General features: G+C 35.6%; 15 protein-coding genes. 1 reads left to right on the top strand and 14 read right to left on the bottom strand.

All coding sequences use genetic code 11. The annotated features are described in order from the left end of the window. Positions 1–32 precede the first annotated feature (32 nt). Genes Q0972_RS04995 through hemH form a run of 4 tightly spaced genes read right to left on the bottom strand, consistent with a single transcriptional unit; the run spans position 33 to position 6,144 of the window. Positions 33–578, bottom strand: a complete 546-nt coding sequence (locus tag Q0972_RS04995; protein WP_299363388.1) for a CopD family protein — start codon at positions 576–578, stop codon at positions 33–35. Then, complete coding sequence (locus tag Q0972_RS04990; protein WP_299363385.1) at positions 578–3,664, bottom strand: glycosyl hydrolase; 3,087 nt, start codon at positions 3,662–3,664, stop codon at positions 578–580. Before Q0972_RS04990 ends, Q0972_RS04995 begins: the two co-directional genes overlap by 1 nt. 46 nt (positions 3,665–3,710) lie before the next feature. After that, positions 3,711–5,066, bottom strand: a complete 1,356-nt coding sequence (locus Q0972_RS04985) for an MATE family efflux transporter (protein WP_299363383.1) — start codon at positions 5,064–5,066, stop codon at positions 3,711–3,713. Positions 5,067–5,073: 7 nt separating this feature from the next. Further along, entirely contained in the window at positions 5,074–6,144 is a 1,071-nt protein-coding gene (gene hemH / locus Q0972_RS04980) for a ferrochelatase (protein WP_299363380.1), read from the bottom strand. A gap of 225 nt (positions 6,145–6,369) precedes the next feature. On the opposite strand from hemH, the gene Q0972_RS04975 reads away from it, so the two are divergent. After that, positions 6,370–9,897: a TraB/GumN family protein gene (locus tag Q0972_RS04975; protein WP_299363378.1), complete on the top strand. Its 3,528-nt coding sequence runs from the start codon at positions 6,370–6,372 to the stop codon at positions 9,895–9,897. 22 nt (positions 9,898–9,919) lie between these two features. Here Q0972_RS04975 and Q0972_RS04970 read toward each other — a convergent pair whose 3' ends face one another. The 10 genes from Q0972_RS04970 to Q0972_RS04925 all read right to left on the bottom strand — a co-directional run. Then, complete coding sequence (locus tag Q0972_RS04970; protein WP_299363376.1) at positions 9,920–12,775, bottom strand: SIR2 family protein; 2,856 nt, start codon at positions 12,773–12,775, stop codon at positions 9,920–9,922. 241 nt (positions 12,776–13,016) lie between these two features. Beyond that, the gene (locus Q0972_RS04965; protein WP_299363374.1) at positions 13,017–13,508 is read right to left on the bottom strand and encodes a hypothetical protein; all 492 of its coding nucleotides are present in this window, start codon (positions 13,506–13,508) and stop codon (positions 13,017–13,019) included. A 233-nt stretch (positions 13,509–13,741) separates the two neighbouring features. Continuing rightward, positions 13,742–14,266: a hypothetical protein gene (locus tag Q0972_RS04960; protein ID WP_299363372.1), complete on the bottom strand. Its 525-nt coding sequence runs from the start codon at positions 14,264–14,266 to the stop codon at positions 13,742–13,744. After that, entirely contained in the window at positions 14,187–14,537 is a 351-nt protein-coding gene (locus tag Q0972_RS04955) for a hypothetical protein (RefSeq protein WP_299363371.1), read from the bottom strand. Before Q0972_RS04955 ends, Q0972_RS04960 begins: the two co-directional genes overlap by 80 nt. 64 nt (positions 14,538–14,601) lie before the next feature. Next, the gene (locus tag Q0972_RS04950; protein ID WP_299363368.1) at positions 14,602–15,597 is read right to left on the bottom strand and encodes an RHS repeat-associated core domain-containing protein; all 996 of its coding nucleotides are present in this window, start codon (positions 15,595–15,597) and stop codon (positions 14,602–14,604) included. Between the two features lie 143 nt (positions 15,598–15,740). Continuing rightward, the gene (locus Q0972_RS04945; protein WP_299363366.1) at positions 15,741–16,247 is read right to left on the bottom strand and encodes a hypothetical protein; all 507 of its coding nucleotides are present in this window, start codon (positions 16,245–16,247) and stop codon (positions 15,741–15,743) included. A 169-nt stretch (positions 16,248–16,416) separates the two neighbouring features. Beyond that, positions 16,417–16,806, bottom strand: a complete 390-nt coding sequence (locus Q0972_RS04940; RefSeq protein WP_299363364.1) for a hypothetical protein — start codon at positions 16,804–16,806, stop codon at positions 16,417–16,419. Then, entirely contained in the window at positions 16,806–17,669 is an 864-nt protein-coding gene (locus Q0972_RS04935; protein ID WP_299363362.1) for an RHS repeat-associated core domain-containing protein, read from the bottom strand. Before Q0972_RS04935 ends, Q0972_RS04940 begins: the two co-directional genes overlap by 1 nt. Positions 17,670–17,880: 211 nt before the next feature. Beyond that, complete coding sequence (locus Q0972_RS04930) at positions 17,881–18,507, bottom strand: DUF4261 domain-containing protein (RefSeq protein ID WP_299363360.1); 627 nt, start codon at positions 18,505–18,507, stop codon at positions 17,881–17,883. A 3-nt stretch (positions 18,508–18,510) separates the two neighbouring features. Continuing rightward, on the bottom strand, positions 18,511–19,624 hold a 1,114-nt coding region (locus Q0972_RS04925), incomplete at its 5' end, for an RHS repeat-associated core domain-containing protein (protein ID WP_299363357.1).

The following is a 19,624-nucleotide window of genomic DNA, read 5'->3' as shown; positions in this document are numbered from 1 at the left end:
TTGGGATTTAGTGCTTGGGCTTTGTGATTTATTTAAGCTTCCGGATTTTTTGCTCGGATATTTTTATAAAGTCTAAACCCTAGCATTAGAAGAATGCCCAATACAATGATGCCAACGACACCATAAATCCAGTTGATAGCATTTTTTAGAATTGCCAAAAATACTACGGCAAACAGAATAAACGTAGCACCTTCATTCCAGATACGCATAAAGTTAGATGTCACCTTAACCTCGTCCTTTTGCAACTGCTTATAATATACATGGGTTTTATAATGGTATACAAAAAGCAGTAAAACGAACGCTAATTTTACGTGCATCCAACCTTGCTCTAACCAAACAGGTTGTAAAATAATTAACCAAATGGCAAATATAGTTGCCAATATGGCTGAAGGCCATGCTATGATATACCAGAGACGTTTGGCCATGAGCTTCAATTGTTTGCCCAATATTTCCTTTTCTGGCGATGGCTTATGAAACGCCTCTATCTGGTAGACAAACAATCTAGGGATGTAAAACAGGCCTGCAAACCAAGTAATAACAAAAATGAGGTGCAGTGATTTTATATAGTTGTATTCCATTAATCCTCAACAAATAAATAATTCAATTTTTTCTCATTAAAGGAAACATTAAACGCTTTAACTTCATCATTTAAAATGATATTAAATGCAGTTAGTTGTTCTTCAATTTTAGCAGTCAATTCATTTTTTACGGCAATATCTTGCTCAGTCGGAGCAAAGTCTCCCATTCGCACCAAAGAATTTAAGTGACCTAACTTATTGGTGAGCTTAATCGGGAAATTCAAGGGATCCTGATTACTTCTGTTTTTGGTTTGGTACAGTTCTTTTTCAATATTAGACAATTGCTCTTCTAAGGCTTTTGCTTTTTCTACTAAATCTTTCACAGAATCATCATCCTTATATTGCTTTTGAAAGGCCGCAAGCTGTGCGTTTATCTTTCTAATTTTCTTAATGGACTTATGGGCTTCATCCATGGTCTTGTTTACACTCTTGATAAATTCAAACTGCTTTTGCATATCTGCTAAAGTACTTTCTGATCTGGGGTCGGCAAGAATTGTAAACGCTTGAGATTGTTCTTCATCATTCACATTCAAACTTACTCTATATTTCCCAGGAATGGCTCGTGGCCCATCTAAACTGGCCCACCATAATATCATACCCTTCAGGCGCTCTGCTCCGTCATAGGTCATATTCCAAACAAATTGATTCGCCCCATTTTTTACAGTTAGCTTGTTCTCTTTTTCAGTTGTTGAAAAGGTCTTTATGGTATCACCCTTGGTGTCAAAATAGGTTAAGGATACTTTATCGTCTTCCTTGTAATCTTTCAGATTAAAATAGGTGATCACACCATTGGGATGATTGGTTCCTGTAGTTTTGCTGCCTTTTCTGCTTCCTCCACGAACTCTATAAGAATCCTTAGGTTTGAACAATACATCTTTGCTCAAATCTGCATCGTACAACTGATGTATAATCGTTAAATCATCAATGATCCAAAGGCTTCGTCCTTGCGTAGCGACTATGAGATTATCATCTTTTAGCGTTAAATCAGTGATTGGCACTACTGGCAAATTCAATTGAAAAGGCTTCCAGTCTTTGCCATCATTAAATGAAATGTACATCCCCGTTTCGGTACCAGCATACAACAACCCTTTTCGCTTTGGGTCTTCCCTTAAAGCTCGAGTAAAATGTTCCTCATTAATGCCGTTGGTAATCTTCTTCCAAGTTTTACCATAGTCTGTGGTTTTGTATAGATAGGGCGCGAAGTCTCCTGTTTTATACTTGGTTCCTGCCACATAACAGGTTCCTTCTTCGAAAGCGCTCGGCTCTATACTGTTGATCATCATCCATTCTGGCATCCCTTTGGGAGTTACATTATCCCAAGTCCTTCCTCCATCTTTAGTAACATGTATCAAACCATCGTCACTTCCCACCCAAAGCAAACCTTCTTTTAATGGCGATTCTTGTGCTGCAAAAATGGTACAGTAATATTCTACCGACGTGTTATCCTGAGTAATTGGACCTCCTGAGGATTTTAATTTTTCAGGATCATTACGTGTTAAATCCGGACTAATAATATCCCAAGACTGTCCTTCATTTTCTGTAACATGGACATGCTGTGAAAAGGTATATAAGCGATTGGGATTGTGCTTGGAAAATATGATCGGAAAATTCCATTGGAAACGGTATTTCATACCTTCTGCACCATGGCCCATAGGGTTATCTGGCCACACATTAATGGCTCTAACGGTTCCTGTTTTATGGTTAACACGTGTTAAAAACCCATCATAACTTCCACCATAAACAATGTCGTTGTCTTCTGGGTCGATAGCAATATGAGCCGATTCGCCACCGGCTGTGCTTTCCCAATCGTCTTCATCAATAGACCAACCATCGGTTCGGTGTGGAATTCTGATGGTTGAATTATCTTGTTGCGCCACGTAGATTCGATACGGGAATGCATTATCTGTTGTTACCCTATAGAATTGGGATGTAGGCTGATTGTGATAGGTACTCCAGGTTTCACCACCATCATAGGTAACCTGTGCTCCACCGTCATCGCCAATAATCATGCGATGTGGATTATCGGGTGCTATCCACAAATCATGATGATCACCATGAGGCGCATTGTAAGTACTGAATGTTTTTCCACCATCTGTACTTTTGTGATAACGTACGTTTAAAACATAAACGGTATTGATATCTTCCGTATCTGCATACACACGTGTATAGTACCAAGCGCGTTGGCGTAATTTTCGTTCGCTATTCACTTGTGTCCATGTTTCACCTCCATCTTCACTTCTATATAAGCCTCCTTTATCTTTATTTTCAACTATGGCCCAAACACGTTGATTGTTAACTGGAGAAACCGTAACTCCAATAATTCCTAGAATACCCTCGGGAAATCCTTTTTTGGTTGAAATCTCTGTCCAGGTCTCGCCACTATCCGTACTTTTCCATAGTGCTGAACCTTCGCCTCCCGAACTTAGACTGTAAGGTGTGCGCTGTACTCGCCACGTCGATGCATAAAGTATTCTTGGATTTGTTGGATCCATAATTAAATCCACTACACCTGCATATTCATTAGAAAACAAGGTCTTTTTCCAGGTCTTCCCACCATCGGTACTCTTATAGACACCACGCTCTTGGGTTGGTTTATAGATGTTTCCCAACACACCAGCATAAACTATATTAGGATTGGTTGGATGAATAGCAATACGCGGTACATGTCTCGATTTTGGTAATCCTGAAGCTGTCCAGGTTTTACCAGCATCAACACTTTTCCAAATACCATAACCAGAGGATACATTACCTCTTACCGTTTTTTCTCCACCACCCACATAAATCACATTGGGATCACTTTTAGAAACAGCGATAGCACCAATACTGCCACCAAAATAACCATCGGAGATATTTTCCCACTGGCGTCCGCCATTGGTTGTTTTCCAAATACCCCCTCCAGCAGAACCAAAATAGTATAAATTAGGTTGATTAGGCACACCTGTTACAGCTGCGCTGCGTCCTCCTCTAAAAGGTCCTAAAAGACGATATTCCAAAGCGCCATAATCTGACTCTTGAAAGTTCTGTGATTCTAGATTTAAACTAAAAAATGAGAGCAACAAAGCTGTTAGGGTAGCAAAAAACTTCATAAAAAATTAAGGTTAGTTATAGAATCCTAAAATTACGGATTAAAAATTATACTGTTTCTTTTGGCAATAAATTTAACTTTACTTCACGATGTAAAAAGTAAGTGGTGACTATAGTTGCCAAAACATCCGATATTGGGAACGCCATCCATACACCAAGCTCTCCATAGAATCGCGGCAAAATAAGTATCAAGGGTATAAAGAACAGCCCCTGACGTAATAGTGTTAACAATAATGCAGGAGTAGCTTTCCCTATAGCTTGAAAATAGGCAGCTCCGATTAATTGTATGCCAATAATTGGTGTTGCAGCAAACACCCAGCGCATAGCTGGAGGTGTTTCCTTAAGTACTTCAACATCTTGGGTAAAGAGGTGTGTAATAGCATCTGGAAATACCATGAGAAAAACAAATATGATTGCCGCAAGCCCTATGCCATATTTTATGGCCGTCATGATGGTTTCCCTTACGCGTTTGTATTTTTCGGCGCCATAGTTAAACCCTGCAATGGGCAAAAATCCTTGTGTAATACCATAAACAGGAAACAAGGCAAACATCAACATTCTCCCAACAATAGCATAAGCCGTAACGGAAGTTTCACCTCCCAAATCAAACAAAATATTATTCATTAAAAGATAGGTAACACTAACGATAGCCTGACGCGAAAGTGTTACAAAACCCAAACTTCCTATTTCTTTTACTATGGGTAGTTGAAGCCTATAAAAACAATCGGTAATGTGTAATTCTGAGTTTTTAGAAAAGAAAAACCAGATAATAAATGCTAAGCATAACACATAAGATCCTGTTGTTGCCCAAGCTGCACCATACATTCCTAAATCAAAAACCTGGATAAAAACATAATCCAGTACCAAGTTCCCAACCGAAGGAATCATCATGGCATACATGGCAAATTTTGGTTTGCCTTCAGCGCGAATTACTGTATTTCCCATCATACAGAGTGCCAAGAACGGAATACCATAAAGGACAATGACATAATATATTTTAGCAGGTTCAAAAATGGCTCCTTTACCTCCAAACGCTGGTATAATACCATCTACAAAGTATAAGCCTGGAATCACTAACGAAACTGTAAGTAAAAGCGTGAGTGTAATTTGGTTACCGAAAGTCGTTAACGCTTTTTTACGATTATCTGCACCTAGAGCTCTAGATATAATGGAAGCACCACCAGTACCGATTGCCATTCCTAGGGCTGCGATAAAAAACGAAACCGGAAGTACCACATTAATGGCTGCTATAGCGGTTGGTCCAATCCAATTCCCAACAAAAATGGTATCTACCAAGATATTTAAGGACATCACTAAAATGCCTATAGAAGCCGGAACAGCTTGTCTTATCAGTAATTTACCAATAGGTTCAGTGCCTAAATCTTGTGCGGTTACCTTAGCCATTAATCGGTTAAAGTGTTTTTTTAGCCGTCGAAGCCAAGCTAGTTTGGCCAAGTTGGCCATTGCTTGCCCATTCTTCAATCATGTTAGAAAGCACTTGGGCAAAATCATCACGATCATTTAAGCAAGGGATAACGGTAAAGGTTTCACCTCCAACTTCATGAAAAATCTCTTCTCCTTCCATTGCGATTTCTTCCAGGGTTTCTAAGCAATCGCTAACAAATGCCGGTGTAACGATGGCCATTTTTTTAACCCCTTCTTTTCCCATCCGTTCTATGGTTCTATCTGTATAGGGTTTTAACCAAGGGTCGAAACCAAGCCTGGACTGAAACGTGGTAGAATAGGTTCCGTTTTTCAACTTTAATTTCTTTGCTACGTTTATGGTTGTTATCTCACATTGGTGACGGTAGCAGAATTCGTGCTGTGGACTTCCTTTTTTAAAACAACACTTACCATTCATCTTACAGTTTCCATTAGAAATATCACTTTTACGAATATGCCTTTCGGGGACACCGTGATAACTAAAAAGAATATGTTCGTAATCCAAGCCCTCAAGACTTTCGGCTATACTTTTAGAAAGGACATTTATGTAGTCTTCCCGATGATAAAAAGCAGGTGTTCTTGTAATATTTACCTGAGGAAAATGTTCTGCTACCAATTCATCGACCTTAACATCGATAGTTTCTGTGGTCGCCATGGCAAATTGTGGGTATAGTGGAATAGTCATAATTTCGGTACAACCTTTATCCACCAGTTCCTGGAGTCCCTTTTTTATGGTCATACTACCATAGCGCATGGCCAAAGCTACAGGAAATTCTACCTGGCCCTGTACTTTTTTTTGGAGTTGCTCTGAGATTACAATTAAGGGTGAGCCTTCTTCCCACCAAATTTTTTGATACGCCTTGGCAGAAGCCTTAGGCCTTGTATTCAAGATTATTCCTTTTACCAACAGAGTTCGTGCCCAAAGCGGTACATCGATAACACGCTCGTCCATCAAAAACTCTCCTAAATACTTTTTTACATCTTTAGGATTTGGGCTGTCTGGCGATCCTAAATTGACTAATAAAATTCCTTTTGACATCGTTTTCTTTTTCAAAAGCAAAAATACAACCCTTTTGGGAATACCGTGTAATGCTAAGCATTGGTTTTATTTATAATGCTATCGCGGATAATGTTTTTTGTTTTTTACTGTTATTATTTTAACATAGAATATCCATAATATGAGTTTTTTAACGAGTTTTAAGTATTGTTTATGGCTATTTCTACGATTTAAATATCTTTACCAGTCCTGATTATTTAGCACGAAATGAAAAAAATTCTTACAGCCCTAATATTTGTAGTTTCAATTACATGTTTTTCCCAACAGAAATATCAGAGTTTACTTTGGGAAATTACAGGTAATGGCTTACAAAAACCGTCTTATCTATACGGTACCATGCACGTGAGCAAAAAAGTAGCTTTTCGCTTAGATGACGTGTTCTATAAAGCTTTAAACAAAAGTGAATGCATTGCTTTAGAATCTGACCCAACAACATGGCCAGGTTTTAATTACGATATGATGCTTAATGAAATGTCCTTTTACAATAGTTACAGGAATAACTTCTACACCGATCTTTTTAAGTTATCACATCCGGAGGAAATGGCTATAAGGGCTTCGGTTCGAATGGATAATGGCGCTGTAAATGCTTATTTGTACAGAAAAAATAATGCTGCAGACAATTTTGAAGAGGAAACGTATTTAGACATGTTTATCTATCAGGCTGGTAAAAAGAACGGCAAAGAGATTTACGGCTTGGAAGATTTGGCTGAATCGCGTTACTTAACTACAAAAGCGGCTTATAATGCTAACAAAAAAGATTTAGATCCCTGGCTTCAGAAACTTTATGCCAAGGAAAACCCCTATCTAATTCAAGAAAATCTTTATCGCGACAGAAACCTGGATCTTTTAGATTCAATAGGTGCAGGAGTCAACACAGAATTTTACAGGGAAAACATGCTCTTTATCCGCAATGAAAACATGGTAAATTCTTTAGTAGACCTAATGCCCAATAAATCTGTATTTGCAGGTGTAGGTGCTGCGCATTTACCTGGCGAAAAAGGCATGATAAATATGTTGCGCCAACGTGGCTATACCGTTAAGTCTTTAACATCGGAACAAACGGATTATAGCAAAACACAAAAAACCAAACTCGATAGCCTTTTTGTTGCTCCCCAACTAAAAGTACACAAAACACCTGATGGTTTTTTAGGGCTCAACACGTACGATGAATTACGTGAATTCTCTTATGCGGGCCAGAAGTATTATCTAGATCCCGATATGACCAATGGAGCTTACTTAACGGTTAATAGAATAAGTCGTTTTATGTACTTGCCTAACGAAAAGGATAATATGACGTTAAAGGATATCGATGATTTATTGTATGAAGATATTCCTGGAGACATTGTAAAAAAAGAAAAATTAAATGACCCTTATCCGGGTCTCAGTATCGTTAATAAAACAAAAAAGGGGGAATTTCAGAAGTATCATATTTACCAGACACCTTTAGAAATTATCATTATAAAATATGCTGGCCGTAGCGATTTTGTATTACAGCACGAAGCCAAGATCTTTAATTCTATTGCTTTAAAAACTCCTACCAATACTAGTAAAACATTTGTATCTCCAAACAAAAAATTCGAAGTCAATTTTCCTGAATATTACATCACAAGTAATATGGACAATAATGGCAAAAAACTATTAGAAGGCTACAAAGATGATACTTACTATTTTTTGCAGGAAGCTGCGCTTCACGATTTGGGTTATATTGAAGAAGATAGTTTTGAGGCTAAATACTTTCATCATGCACTTTACAAAAATTACAAGCTCGAAGAAGCTGATGGTGGATTTAAGAAAGGAATCTACAAAACCTATGAATCTCGTGCTGTTTTAGATTCCGTTTCTGGTAAGAATCTACATTTAAAAACTATCGTAAAAGACGGAAGCTATTATTTGCTGGGTTATGTTGGGAAAAATGAAACTGAAAAATCAGATTTCTTCAGTTCATTTAAATTCAACACCACTGATTATTCTGGTTTTGAAAAAGTTATCGATACTTCATTACACTTTTCTGTGCATACAAACGCCAAAGCACCAATCCCTAATCCTTATGGTTATGGTATGTATGGAGCCAAAAAAGATGCTAAGGATTACGAAGAGAAAACAAAAACAACAACGTATGCTACTAAGGCCAATGAGCAAATAGAAATTACCAGGACCAAGTTTCACGATCTTCAAATGTTCCATAATGTGGATAGCTTATGGAAAGACACGGAACGTAAAGTAAACTATGGTGCTCGTTACTATTCGCCTAAGAAAAAATTCAAAATTGGTAATCGTGCAACATCAAGAACAGAAGACATTTACACCTATAGCTTTACCTATACGGATTCTAACAGTGCCAAACAGGTAATGGTAAAAAATATCTTAAAAGAAGGTGTTCTTTTTGAACTTAAGACCTTAATAGATTCCATAAGTGGTCCGTCTAAATTTGTTACCGAATTTTACGATTCCTTTACACCCATTGATACCTTAATGGGCAAAGATGTCCTTAAGGACAAAACCCGACAGTTTTTTGAGGCGCTTAAGGAAAACGACAGTATTGTATTGGAGTCTTATAGCCTCATCAAATTTAAGCCCTACAATAGCAGGGATATTGTCTCTGTATTAAGGGATTTTGAATTTGACAAAGAACGCTTAAATATAAAATCGTATTTAGTGAGTCAACTTATAGACATCGACTTAAAGAATAATCTAAAATTTATTAAGCAGCTGTATTACGATAGTTATTCCGATCCCCAAACCCAATCTTCTATTTTAGAGGGCTTGTTCGACTCTAACAACAAGGAGAACTACGAATTGGCTATGGATTTAATGGAGCGCGATTTACCATTAGGTGGTATAGGCGGTATTTTTTATAATTATTACCGTAAGGATTCATTGGAGTTAAAGGCTGCGTTATACCCTAAAATTTTACAGTACAGTACCATTAACGAATACAAACAACCGCTTTACGATTTATTGGCACGTGTAAAAGATAGCGGTTATATAAAGACTAAAACCTATAGCAAATACAAGAACCAAATTATTAATGATGGTAAGATAGAAGTAAAACGTAGCTTAAGCAATACAGGCTATGGTTACAATTCGTATTCCGATGATCTGTCTACTTACGTCAATTTAATATTTCCTTACAGAAAAGAACGCACAGCCAAAGACTTTTTTGAAAAAATGCTCAATGTCGATGAAACCTCTGCATTGGTAAGGTACTATATTTTATTGGCTAAAAACAAGGAAAGTATCCCTAAACCACTCATTGAAAAACTGGTTGAAGACGAAGAGAACCAATACAAGCTTTTAGAGGAACTCGATGAAGCAAAACTGCTCAACAAGATAAAATCGCTTAATATTAGTCAGCAGCAATTTGCCAAGTCTAAACTATTGGCAAATGCTAATTACGAGAAAGAAAAAGACTCCGTGACCTACCTTATGAAACGTGATTTTAAAACCGAAAAAGGGAAGGATGCCGTGATGTATTTCTTTAAAATCGATAAGGACGATGAATACTCTGGCAAGTCTGAAGTACTGCACTTTATTTCTTTTATTAAGCCAAAAGACCCTAAACAATTGGTGGTAGATTATTACAATAAGTCCGATAATTATGGAACCACTATAGATGAAACCAAAGAATTAGAGGAACAATTTGTGGAAATCATCAACTTGGCCATTTATAAAGACCGAAAACGGGTAACACCAAGTGCGCGAGGTGATTATAACAATGGGTATTACGACTATTAAGTTTATTGACGACCATCAAGCCTTAGACAGAAGCTATAGCTGGTGGTGTGTTATTTGACCCATTATCGTGATCGTCTTTATATTTGATATATGCTTTTGTTATTTTTTTCAACTCTTCTTTAGAGTTGCTTGGCATGAACATTTTAATCAAAAACCAAATCTCATTTAAAAGATCTTCTGTGTAGTCTTTTTGGGGATCGTCAATATTATTTCGTGTTTCTTGGTTACCGGAAACTTTGCCTATTTCATCATAGGCCTCGATAAGCTTAATATACATCCAGTACTCTTTGCTTTTACCTTCACCTTTAACTTCGACCTGTTGTTGAAATCGTTCGTCTTTAGCAAACCTATTGATAAACCTTACTCTTTCTTCCTTCCAAATCTTATACCCCATACCTCCTAATCGCCCAACGGGTAAAATTAGCGTTCCACACCTGTATGGGTAAGACAATATCTGATGGTTAGTATCAATATTATTTATTAAATCAATGCTATCTTCAATTTTCTTTTTGCTAGTTTTAAAATTTTTGCCATTAGCAGGACTTAACATTGTCGTAGTAATTCTAAGATACTCTGCCTTCTTCCTTTTATGTTGATTATAAATGTATAGAGCGTCTCCATGAAACGTAAGCAATTTGTCAATATCGCTATTGTGATAAAAGTAAGGATGAACTTTTCTTATACCTTTCTCAAGGTCATCAAATTCTTCAATAGCGTCCTGATCTTCATTTGAAGAATCATTAATATCCATAATAAGCCTCTGGGATTTTAGCCTATCAAAACCTTCATTAATATCCTTAATCTGATCTATATCCTTAAAGACAGCATTTATAAAATCAAAATCTTCCCCAAAATTTTTCTTAATAGGGTTTTCATTAGAGGCATTCGTATCTTCTCTTTGATTGCCATTCGTTTTTTTACTCTTTGTGGAATCTGCTTCACTAAATATTCCTTTCTTAAGCAATGAACTAATCTCATCTTTCAAATTTGTGCACTTATTTTTCCCTTGTTCTCCGCCTTTTGTTTTTTCATCTTGGCCAGTGAAATCCCATAAGATTATATATTCTTCCAGATACCACAAAACTTCACAGATATCCCTGTAAATCTTATCGCCTGCCAAAAGCCTCTTTAATACACGGACATAGTTTTTGATTTTTGATGCTTTGTCTGGTTTTTCTGGCACTTCTTTTTTTAAGTCCTCGGAAATTTTGTCGAGAGCGACAAGTAAATTTTTGCTACTCTTATCCTGTCTGATTAGGTCAAAATTACTTTTGGGTGTAAAAAACGAATAAAAAACACTCTGCCTAACTGCTATGAATTTTGTTTTGTCTTCCTCTTTAAGCTTTGTAAAATTCTCTTTTTTAGACTTTGTTTCTTTTTCTATTAGTTTATTTAGATTTTGGACGGCAATGTCTATATATCTCACAACAATTTTCCATTGTTCTTGAAACAGTCTAATGTGCATGTGCCAAATTTCAAAAGATTTTTCAACAAATAAAGATTTCTGTCTCTTTATAATATCTTCACCAAATTCTTCGTCGATCTTAATCTCAGAAAAGATGTCTGACTGCTCTCTCAGTAACAATCTGCTCATGCCTTTGGCAATAACGTACTCATCTCTGGTACCGCTAAAATAATCTGAATTAGGGGTATTGCCTCTTAGTATTATTGAAATACCGCAAGGCCCTATCATTCCTTCCCTATAATACTTGTTTTGTTTTTCTAAAGGAGAGAACCTATGAGGCAGTGGAAAAATCTTTAACGCGTCAAATACTTTTTGGTAATATTTTTGAGTTACAAAAAATTTGGCTGCACCTTCTATTACGACATCGCATGAACCTTTACCAAAACCAGAATGCAATTTATACTCATTTTCACTAAGCGAGTGCCCTAGTTTGGTAAGAAACTTTTCATAAAACCCCGTCTTCTTTTCTTTAGCGAATTCTTCATTAATTGAGCTAACATACTTCTTCTTTTCATTAATGGGTTTCTTATTTTTTTCAGGATAATTTAGAGACTTTGAGCTTCCAGAAATAAAGATATTCGATCTCACTACAGCTCTTTCTATATCCTTTAAAACCCATGAAATCTCTTCATAAGACTCTACTTCTAGTACTTTTACTCCATAGTTAGATAAGTCATTGACCGTATAGTTAAACTTTAGTTCATCACTTCTACTGCTTCTGTCATCAGGGCTTTTTAAGATTGCATAATGTTGTCGCTGGTTAGAACCAAAATGATGACGCAATCGTCCAAGAATTGTTCTAAAGTTGATATCGTCAAAGCTAAAACCAAGAAACAAAAATGTGTTTTCGGACAAAGCATTTTCAAAAGCTTTCTGCATTTGGTTATAATTGCTTGTATAGCCTTCTATATCTCTTCTTGTTATAACTAAGTTCTCTGGAGATTTATCGATACAGCCGTGAATTTTATAGAGCTTTACCTGTTGGTATTTAGAAAATGTAAGGTCTATATCTCTACTTATAACATTGACCTCTTTTCCGATTTCCCGATAGGTACTCTCTATAAGGGTATCAAAATTTGAAGTCCATATTTTCCTTAATGGAAGCCTCGAAATAATTCTATGATTATCCGTAGGGCTATATCGCCCCTGTATTTTTTTTATTAGAATATTAGTGAGTGGAGTTCTTTGGCCATATAGCTGTACATATTGTTCTGCCAGTTGATAATAATCATTTACTTCTTCTATATTTTGCTCCATAGCCTTTGCTATAGGAGCCATAAGATTACTCCAGCTGGGAATACCGGCTTTTTGCGACATGCCTGCACCCAAAAATATCGTTCCAAAACCATTGGAAAGAACATCTGTATAATCCCTAATTAATTCATCTCGCTCAATACTTTTTTTGTACTCCATTGCGCGTTTATAGTCTAAGTTATGTATAAAATGAACTATTAATTAAGGGAGATTATAAATATATAAAAACTACGTTAATTAAATGATTTTCAAATGAAAATAAACAAAATATTATCCTAAAATCTTTGCTAGATCGCACAGATTACATCCGAGTGAAGCAAACGGATAAATACCTATTTATTATAATAGTAGTTTTATGAATAAATTCGTGCTAGTGGGTGTTCTATTTTAGGTCACTATCTTAAGGGCTTATGCCATTTACAATATTTCCTGTAATAACATAAACTTTACCATTTTCCGAATTCGCAACTGAAAGCATTATTTCATAATTATCATCATAATAATACTTGCCAAAAGACAAATCATACTCTCCTAGATGTTTGTCATAATTATCTATATCTTTCAAATCCATGCTTTTAAAAGATTCTTCTAGCTCGTCAATCAAATATTTATGATTATTAAACGGATAACTATTTAAGGTTAAAACAAATCCATCGTTTTTAATAATTTGATAAGTGATTAGAGCATTATTATAGCAATATTTCTTTTTGATTTCATTTTCTGAACACAATTCTAAATTCCATTTTTTAATGAAATTCTCTGAGTGTTCTTCGGAATCAATAAGTTTTAATAGTTCCGATTTACTCATTTGAAAATCTTTCTTTTCGTTAATGCATGATATACAAATAATTGATATAAAAACGGCAAAATGTCTAAATGCTAATCTTCTCATTGTTTAATTTGATTTAATGAATCCTTATAAGACCTCACTTTTTCCCAAAAACAGCCTGTACTTAGCTGGTGGGTTGTACTTTTTATAATCTTTAATAAAGAACTAATATACTTAAAGCAAAAAACCAACAATTAGATTTCACTCTAACTATTTGGTTTTCTATTATTTAAATTACCTCATAACCTCTTTTACTACACTCCCACTTGAATTTAGCACATTTACTAATTCATTTCCTAGTTTGAGGCATTCCCCATCCTTTTAAGAAATTCGTTATCACCCTTGTAAATAATATAACCATACTTGATTAGTTCCAAATCCAAAAAATTTGAAGAAAGGCACGGCTGTTCATCCCTTGTCTCTTTATCATTATTGGGAATACAATCATATGTAATGGACCCATTATAAATCTTATCATTAGTTCCTAAAATATGAACATAAACATCTTTGTTCAATATTTTTGATTCTAGATATTGAATAGCCTTACTATGTTTACTATGATTCTTAGGTAATGAATCGGTATCATTCAATTGGAGTATTATAGGAGAACTATCGCTTTTCTGTAATATTGAAAACTTGTTAGTTCCCAGGATTTCAGTAACAACTTCATTGATTATTTTTTCTTGAGAATTAACATGAGTAACACAAAAAATAACACATATTAGTAAATATAGTATATTATTATTTTTGATCCCATGCACTTGATTCCAACCATTTATCTTTCCACTCTTCCGGGAAAAATTTACTCTTTCTTGTTTCATATGAAATTTTTGTGTAAAAAATACGTGTTTTTCTTCCATCAGGTTTAATTAAGTAAATGTAATTTTCATTCTTTGGTTTTATTATACTGTCACCTATACTAGCTCTTTCAACTATTTCACGGTAAGGACTAACATTGATATAAGTCTCTGATATTCTTATTTTTAAGTGTGTGGGTTGCGTATCCCTTGGAGCGTATTTATCAACAATCACACCTTTGAAGCCCTCACTAATCTCGTTTACTATTATTTCAATATTTGATTTTCTTCCCAATCTGTTCAAACCAAAGAAAAAAACCAATACGATTAGCGAGGACACTATAATTAAGATAACCCTTTTAATTCTCATTTGTACTAAATATTGGTCCTCCAAATAATATTTTAGAACTATTCCAGAACATCTTAGCTCCTGCTTCAAGGCCAAGACCACCTCCCACACTATATGTTTCCCATGTAGTAGTACTTTTGTGACCTGGGTATCGTTCTCCTTTAGCGTTATCTTCGTTTGACCATTCATATTCACCTGAGACAACAAAACCTGCAGCATATCCTGCCGAATTACCCTCCATTCCTTTTGCATTTTTCAAATCAGTATTAGCATCTTCGTTAAAATACGAAACCGTACCGGCAGCGCCTATCTCAGCATCTAAACCAATCGTAGCACCTAATTTACCAAATACGTATGCATTTCCCTTATCTTCTCCACTAAGGAAATAGACTATGTCTGTTCCTGCTGTAAAACCACCACCTAGTGTTACTGAATATTCGAAAGAAAGCCCAACAGCACCAGGTCCCTCCGATTCTCCATCGGATTCGATTCCTGGGTCTACCACAATAGGTTCTGGTACACTGGTATCCGTATCTAATGTAATGACTACATCTTCGCCTGGTAAAACTATTCTACCCAACTCTTCTCCTCTATTATTCTCAACAATAATATCAGTAGGCCCCATACCTGTAGGATCAATAAACTTTAAAGGACTGTTATAAATATAATTATAAGGAGACCATTCATAATAATCCTCTGCTAATGGTTCAATATTCATCCACCTACCTAAACTTGCATCATAGTTCCTAGCATGAAAATCGTACCAATCCAAGCCAAGCTCATCATTAAACTCCTTCCCATTATACTTAAACTTACTCGCCACTGAGTTCACATTCGCACTCACCACGTCATTGTACCCCTTGTACTTCAGGCCAAAAGGATAGTAGTTATGCTCCTCAATAATATCCAGGCTACCATTATTGTCCATGTAGGTCAACCTAATGTTACCCAAATGGTCCTTGTATTGATAGGCATAGTTATAACTACCAGGGCCGTTACGCTCCACATAGCTCGGGTATCAGTATTATTAACTTTGTTCTCTAAGTCAATTTTATTGTCCTTACATTAAGTAAAAAACATAAACATATCATTATATTAACCGTTAGTTTTCCTATATTCTTCAAACCTCTTAACTGACTAGTAATTTTACTAATTCGATTTAACATATATATCCTTTTTGAGATAATGTCGAAATTCAATTACTCTCGTATCCATAGAATCATTCGATTTATACGCATCAAGGATTATTTGCTCATCAATTATTCCAACTATTGTATAATTACCAGATAACTTTGGTTGAATAAAAAAAGGGATTTCAATTTTTTCAAAATTTAATGAAGATTGATAGAACGTGTCACTTTGTCTAAGATGAACTTCATCTTCAACGCGGTTTATATCATTATACAAATTAATATATGCTGTAGCACCTCTTATGTCCATCTTAGTTCTCTTTATTGTATCATGAAGAATCTTATTCGTAAAAATTTTTCCAAAATTTCTTTCACCTATTATGAGAGTATCATTAATTTTTATACTAATACTTTCCTCTTTCAATAAGGGGTCGATTTTCTCATTTTTTTTAACTTCCTTTATACCATTTTTACAGTTCAAAATTGATATAAATATTATTATAATGGCAAAGCATTTTTTAATCATTTTTCCAAGTTTTATTTAAAATTATTATTGCCATCCCTAAAGCCATCGTCCGAGGTTACAAATCCCCGCTAGCGGGGATTTGTGCTTAAAAATTAATCTATCAACTAATCTGTACCATTACCGATAGACATTATATCTATCCTTTTTTGAATGTTTGTTAAGTATCTAACTATTTTGAGCGACTACCTGCTATTATTCCTGATATGGTAACGTAAAAATCTCTAAATACTACGTATAGTTTATCTCCTTCATAATCTTTATCAACAAGTTCTGTAGTTTGATTCATGACTTGCATAAAATCCTTATACTCTAAATTCCAAACTGATTTATCATCATTAATAGGGAAGAATGCATCTCTATTAAAAAAAACCGAAAATACTTTTCCTTCCTTTTCATTTATTGACCATGGAAAACCATTTGCACCAGCGTAGCTATCATCTTTAGACTTGATAATAAGTCCATTCTCCATTAATTCTTCGATATTTGATCTTAAATTATAAGGTGAGAGATCATACATCTTATCATCCCATTTCCAAAAGTGTTTATGTATCTTTCCCATTAATCGAGCTTTTTTAATTCATTATTGACTTGTTCCTCAAAGGCTTCATCTCCTTTTTTAACAGCCTCTTGTGTATATAATCTACTTTGTGAAGTCGATGGGTCAATTCCTTGGTCTTTAATAGTTTGGCTATGGGCAGCGTCATAATCCATCCCGTTTGCCACGTGCTCACTTTCTCTAATTTCATGATTGAAATAATCATTATGAATATCAGTAGGCTCCATTTCTCCATTGGCAATTTTTTGTAAATCATCCAGCATAACATCATTTGCCATATCTGGGTCTAAGTTTAAGTCTGGATTTGATAAATGAGATTTAATCTTTTTTATCCCTAATTCTATGCCACTTTTCGCTAGCTTTCCTAAGTCTACAAAATCGCTTAAACCACCCGTAGCTTGAGAGACTCCTTCTTCTACAGCTTCTTTCAGTAAAAATGTCCCAACTGCTTTAAAGCCATAAACCACCGTCGCTACAGATGCGACTCCTAGGGCTGCAAGTCCTGCACCAACAGCAACTTCTGTTTTGGTCGTTCTTTCTCCCCTTGCTAATCTTTCTTCTTTTTGCCTGACTCTAAAATCTTCCCATTCCAATCCTTCCAACTCTATACCATCAATGACCCGATTTTCAGAGAAGTTGTAAACGCCATTATGAACATAGTCTTCTGCCAATGGGTCTATACTTATAAATCTACCTACAGCTGGGTCGTGCATTCGCCATTTAAATTGTATCCACCCAAGTCCTAAATCATCTTGGTGTTCTTGTCCTTGGAACTTCCAGCGCTGAGCCACACTATTCACATTCGCACTTACTACGTCATTATACCCCTTGTACTTTAGGCCAAAGGGATAGTAACCTAAGACCATTTTTTTGACCTTTTAACAATTTTCAATCGCTGTCTCTAGCTTTTATTACAGTATTTTTAAAGAACGTCTGTTTTTGTTAAGAATATTTAATTTACAATTATTATCCTTAATGTAGAAAACGGTAATTAATCTAACTACCGTTTTCAAATATTTAAAATCATGTTTTAACCCATGATCTTAATTTACTGCATTACCCCAATTTCATATTGCACTATTCATCTTTCCATACTTCTGAACCTTCTGCATCTAAAAAAAATCTATACCCACTTGGTAGAGCCAAAAATTTAGCTAAATCAGGTCTTCTTTTTATAACGTAGAACAAATAATCAATACTCAAAGAGTCTATATCACCATCATAATCATTCGATGTCAAATACCATCCTGACATATGCTCTGGTGAGTCATATCTGACGGCATTTACTTCTGAACCATCATATACGTCAGTGGTCAAAGCTATTTTTTGCCCTATTCTTGGGATACTAGGAGTTAACCCATATCTTTCACACAAACTAAATTGTTCTCTATAGAGCTTGATAGAATTCGAGAGACTAAATTGAAATAAATTATTGCCTTCTTTGTCAATATCTTTTAATTCCATTAGTTTAATGTATTCTCTATCAAATATAAACTGTAATAACCATGAACCAAACCCAAATGTCTGTCCATTTTTAATCTGACTATTACTGTCCACAAAATATTCGATGATATAATCAAGAACAAACTTTACATCTTCTTCAGTGTAATCGCCTTTATTGACAATAAATTCTTTCGTAAAAATCTTGTCAAGGCCTTGGGAAACAAAAAAATCTTTAATTTCAATTATTGAGTATTTATACATATTCTAATTATGAAGATTATTATCAATGTTAAATATATTATAACCTTTTCTTCTTAATGATGATACTGTACCACCTTGTGAAGCCGAGCAGCCTGCACAATGTGGATATAGTCTTTGCGATGTGCCGTTTGGCACTAATGAGCTTGGTGGCTGATGGTCTGGTGTGAAATTACCTGATGTCCTTCCTGAATTAGTTGTACCACAAGTATGACATCCTTCTGCAGAACCAATTTCATTTATTTTAGTTCTCTCAGCTTTTGTAAAAGTTTGGCTTTTACTTCTTGCGGGTATTGAGGAACCTACATTTTCGCCAGGGGTAAGAGTTGTTGTATTTGCATTAGGATTGACCCTTTTGGCTTCTGCAACTACTTGTTCAGATACCGACAGGTTATCTGCTTTTACTACAGCTTCAACTGCTTCGTCCCCACCACTTTTGAATACGTTACTAATTACCTTGCCTAGAAGAAGTGGTGCCTCGATTAATAATCCATCGCTAATCGTACTTGAAACCGCATCAAGCCAGTTGTCATAAACAACTAGGTCTTGTAGTTCACCGTCAAGATAGACCAGACTGTTACCATTTTCATCTAACATTGAAGTAACCCGCCCAAAGCCATCATAAGCACTTTCATCACCAACCATCATGGCAGTATTCTCCGCTTGAGAATAATAATTTTCCCAATCTTCTTCTGTTTGACAACTAGGACACCCTGCATTAGCACCAGAAGGATCAGCCCAAAAAACCGGATTATTATCGAACGCATTATAAGTGGAGAAATCATAATGTATCACTGGGTCAATGGAGGTAAACCTAGCAACTGCAGGGTCGTACTGTCTAACGTCCATCTCGTACCAATCTACACCAAGAGACTCTTCTAGTTCAATACCATTATACTTAAACTTCTGCGCAATACTGTTGGCGTTGGCAGATACGACGTCGTTGTACCCTTTATGTTTTAAGCCAAAAGGATAGTAGTTATGCTCCTCAATAATATCCAGGCTACCATTATTATCCATGTAGGTCAACCTAATGTTACCCAAGTGGTCCTTATATTGATAGGCATAGTTATAACTACCAGAGGTCTTGCGCTCTACATAGCCCTCGGGATGGCTAAAC

It is taken from the genome of Winogradskyella sp. (assembly GCF_028282165.1).
In the GTDB taxonomy this organism is placed as follows: domain Bacteria; phylum Bacteroidota; class Bacteroidia; order Flavobacteriales; family Flavobacteriaceae; genus Winogradskyella.
This window is presented reverse-complemented; position numbering and strand designations above follow the sequence as displayed.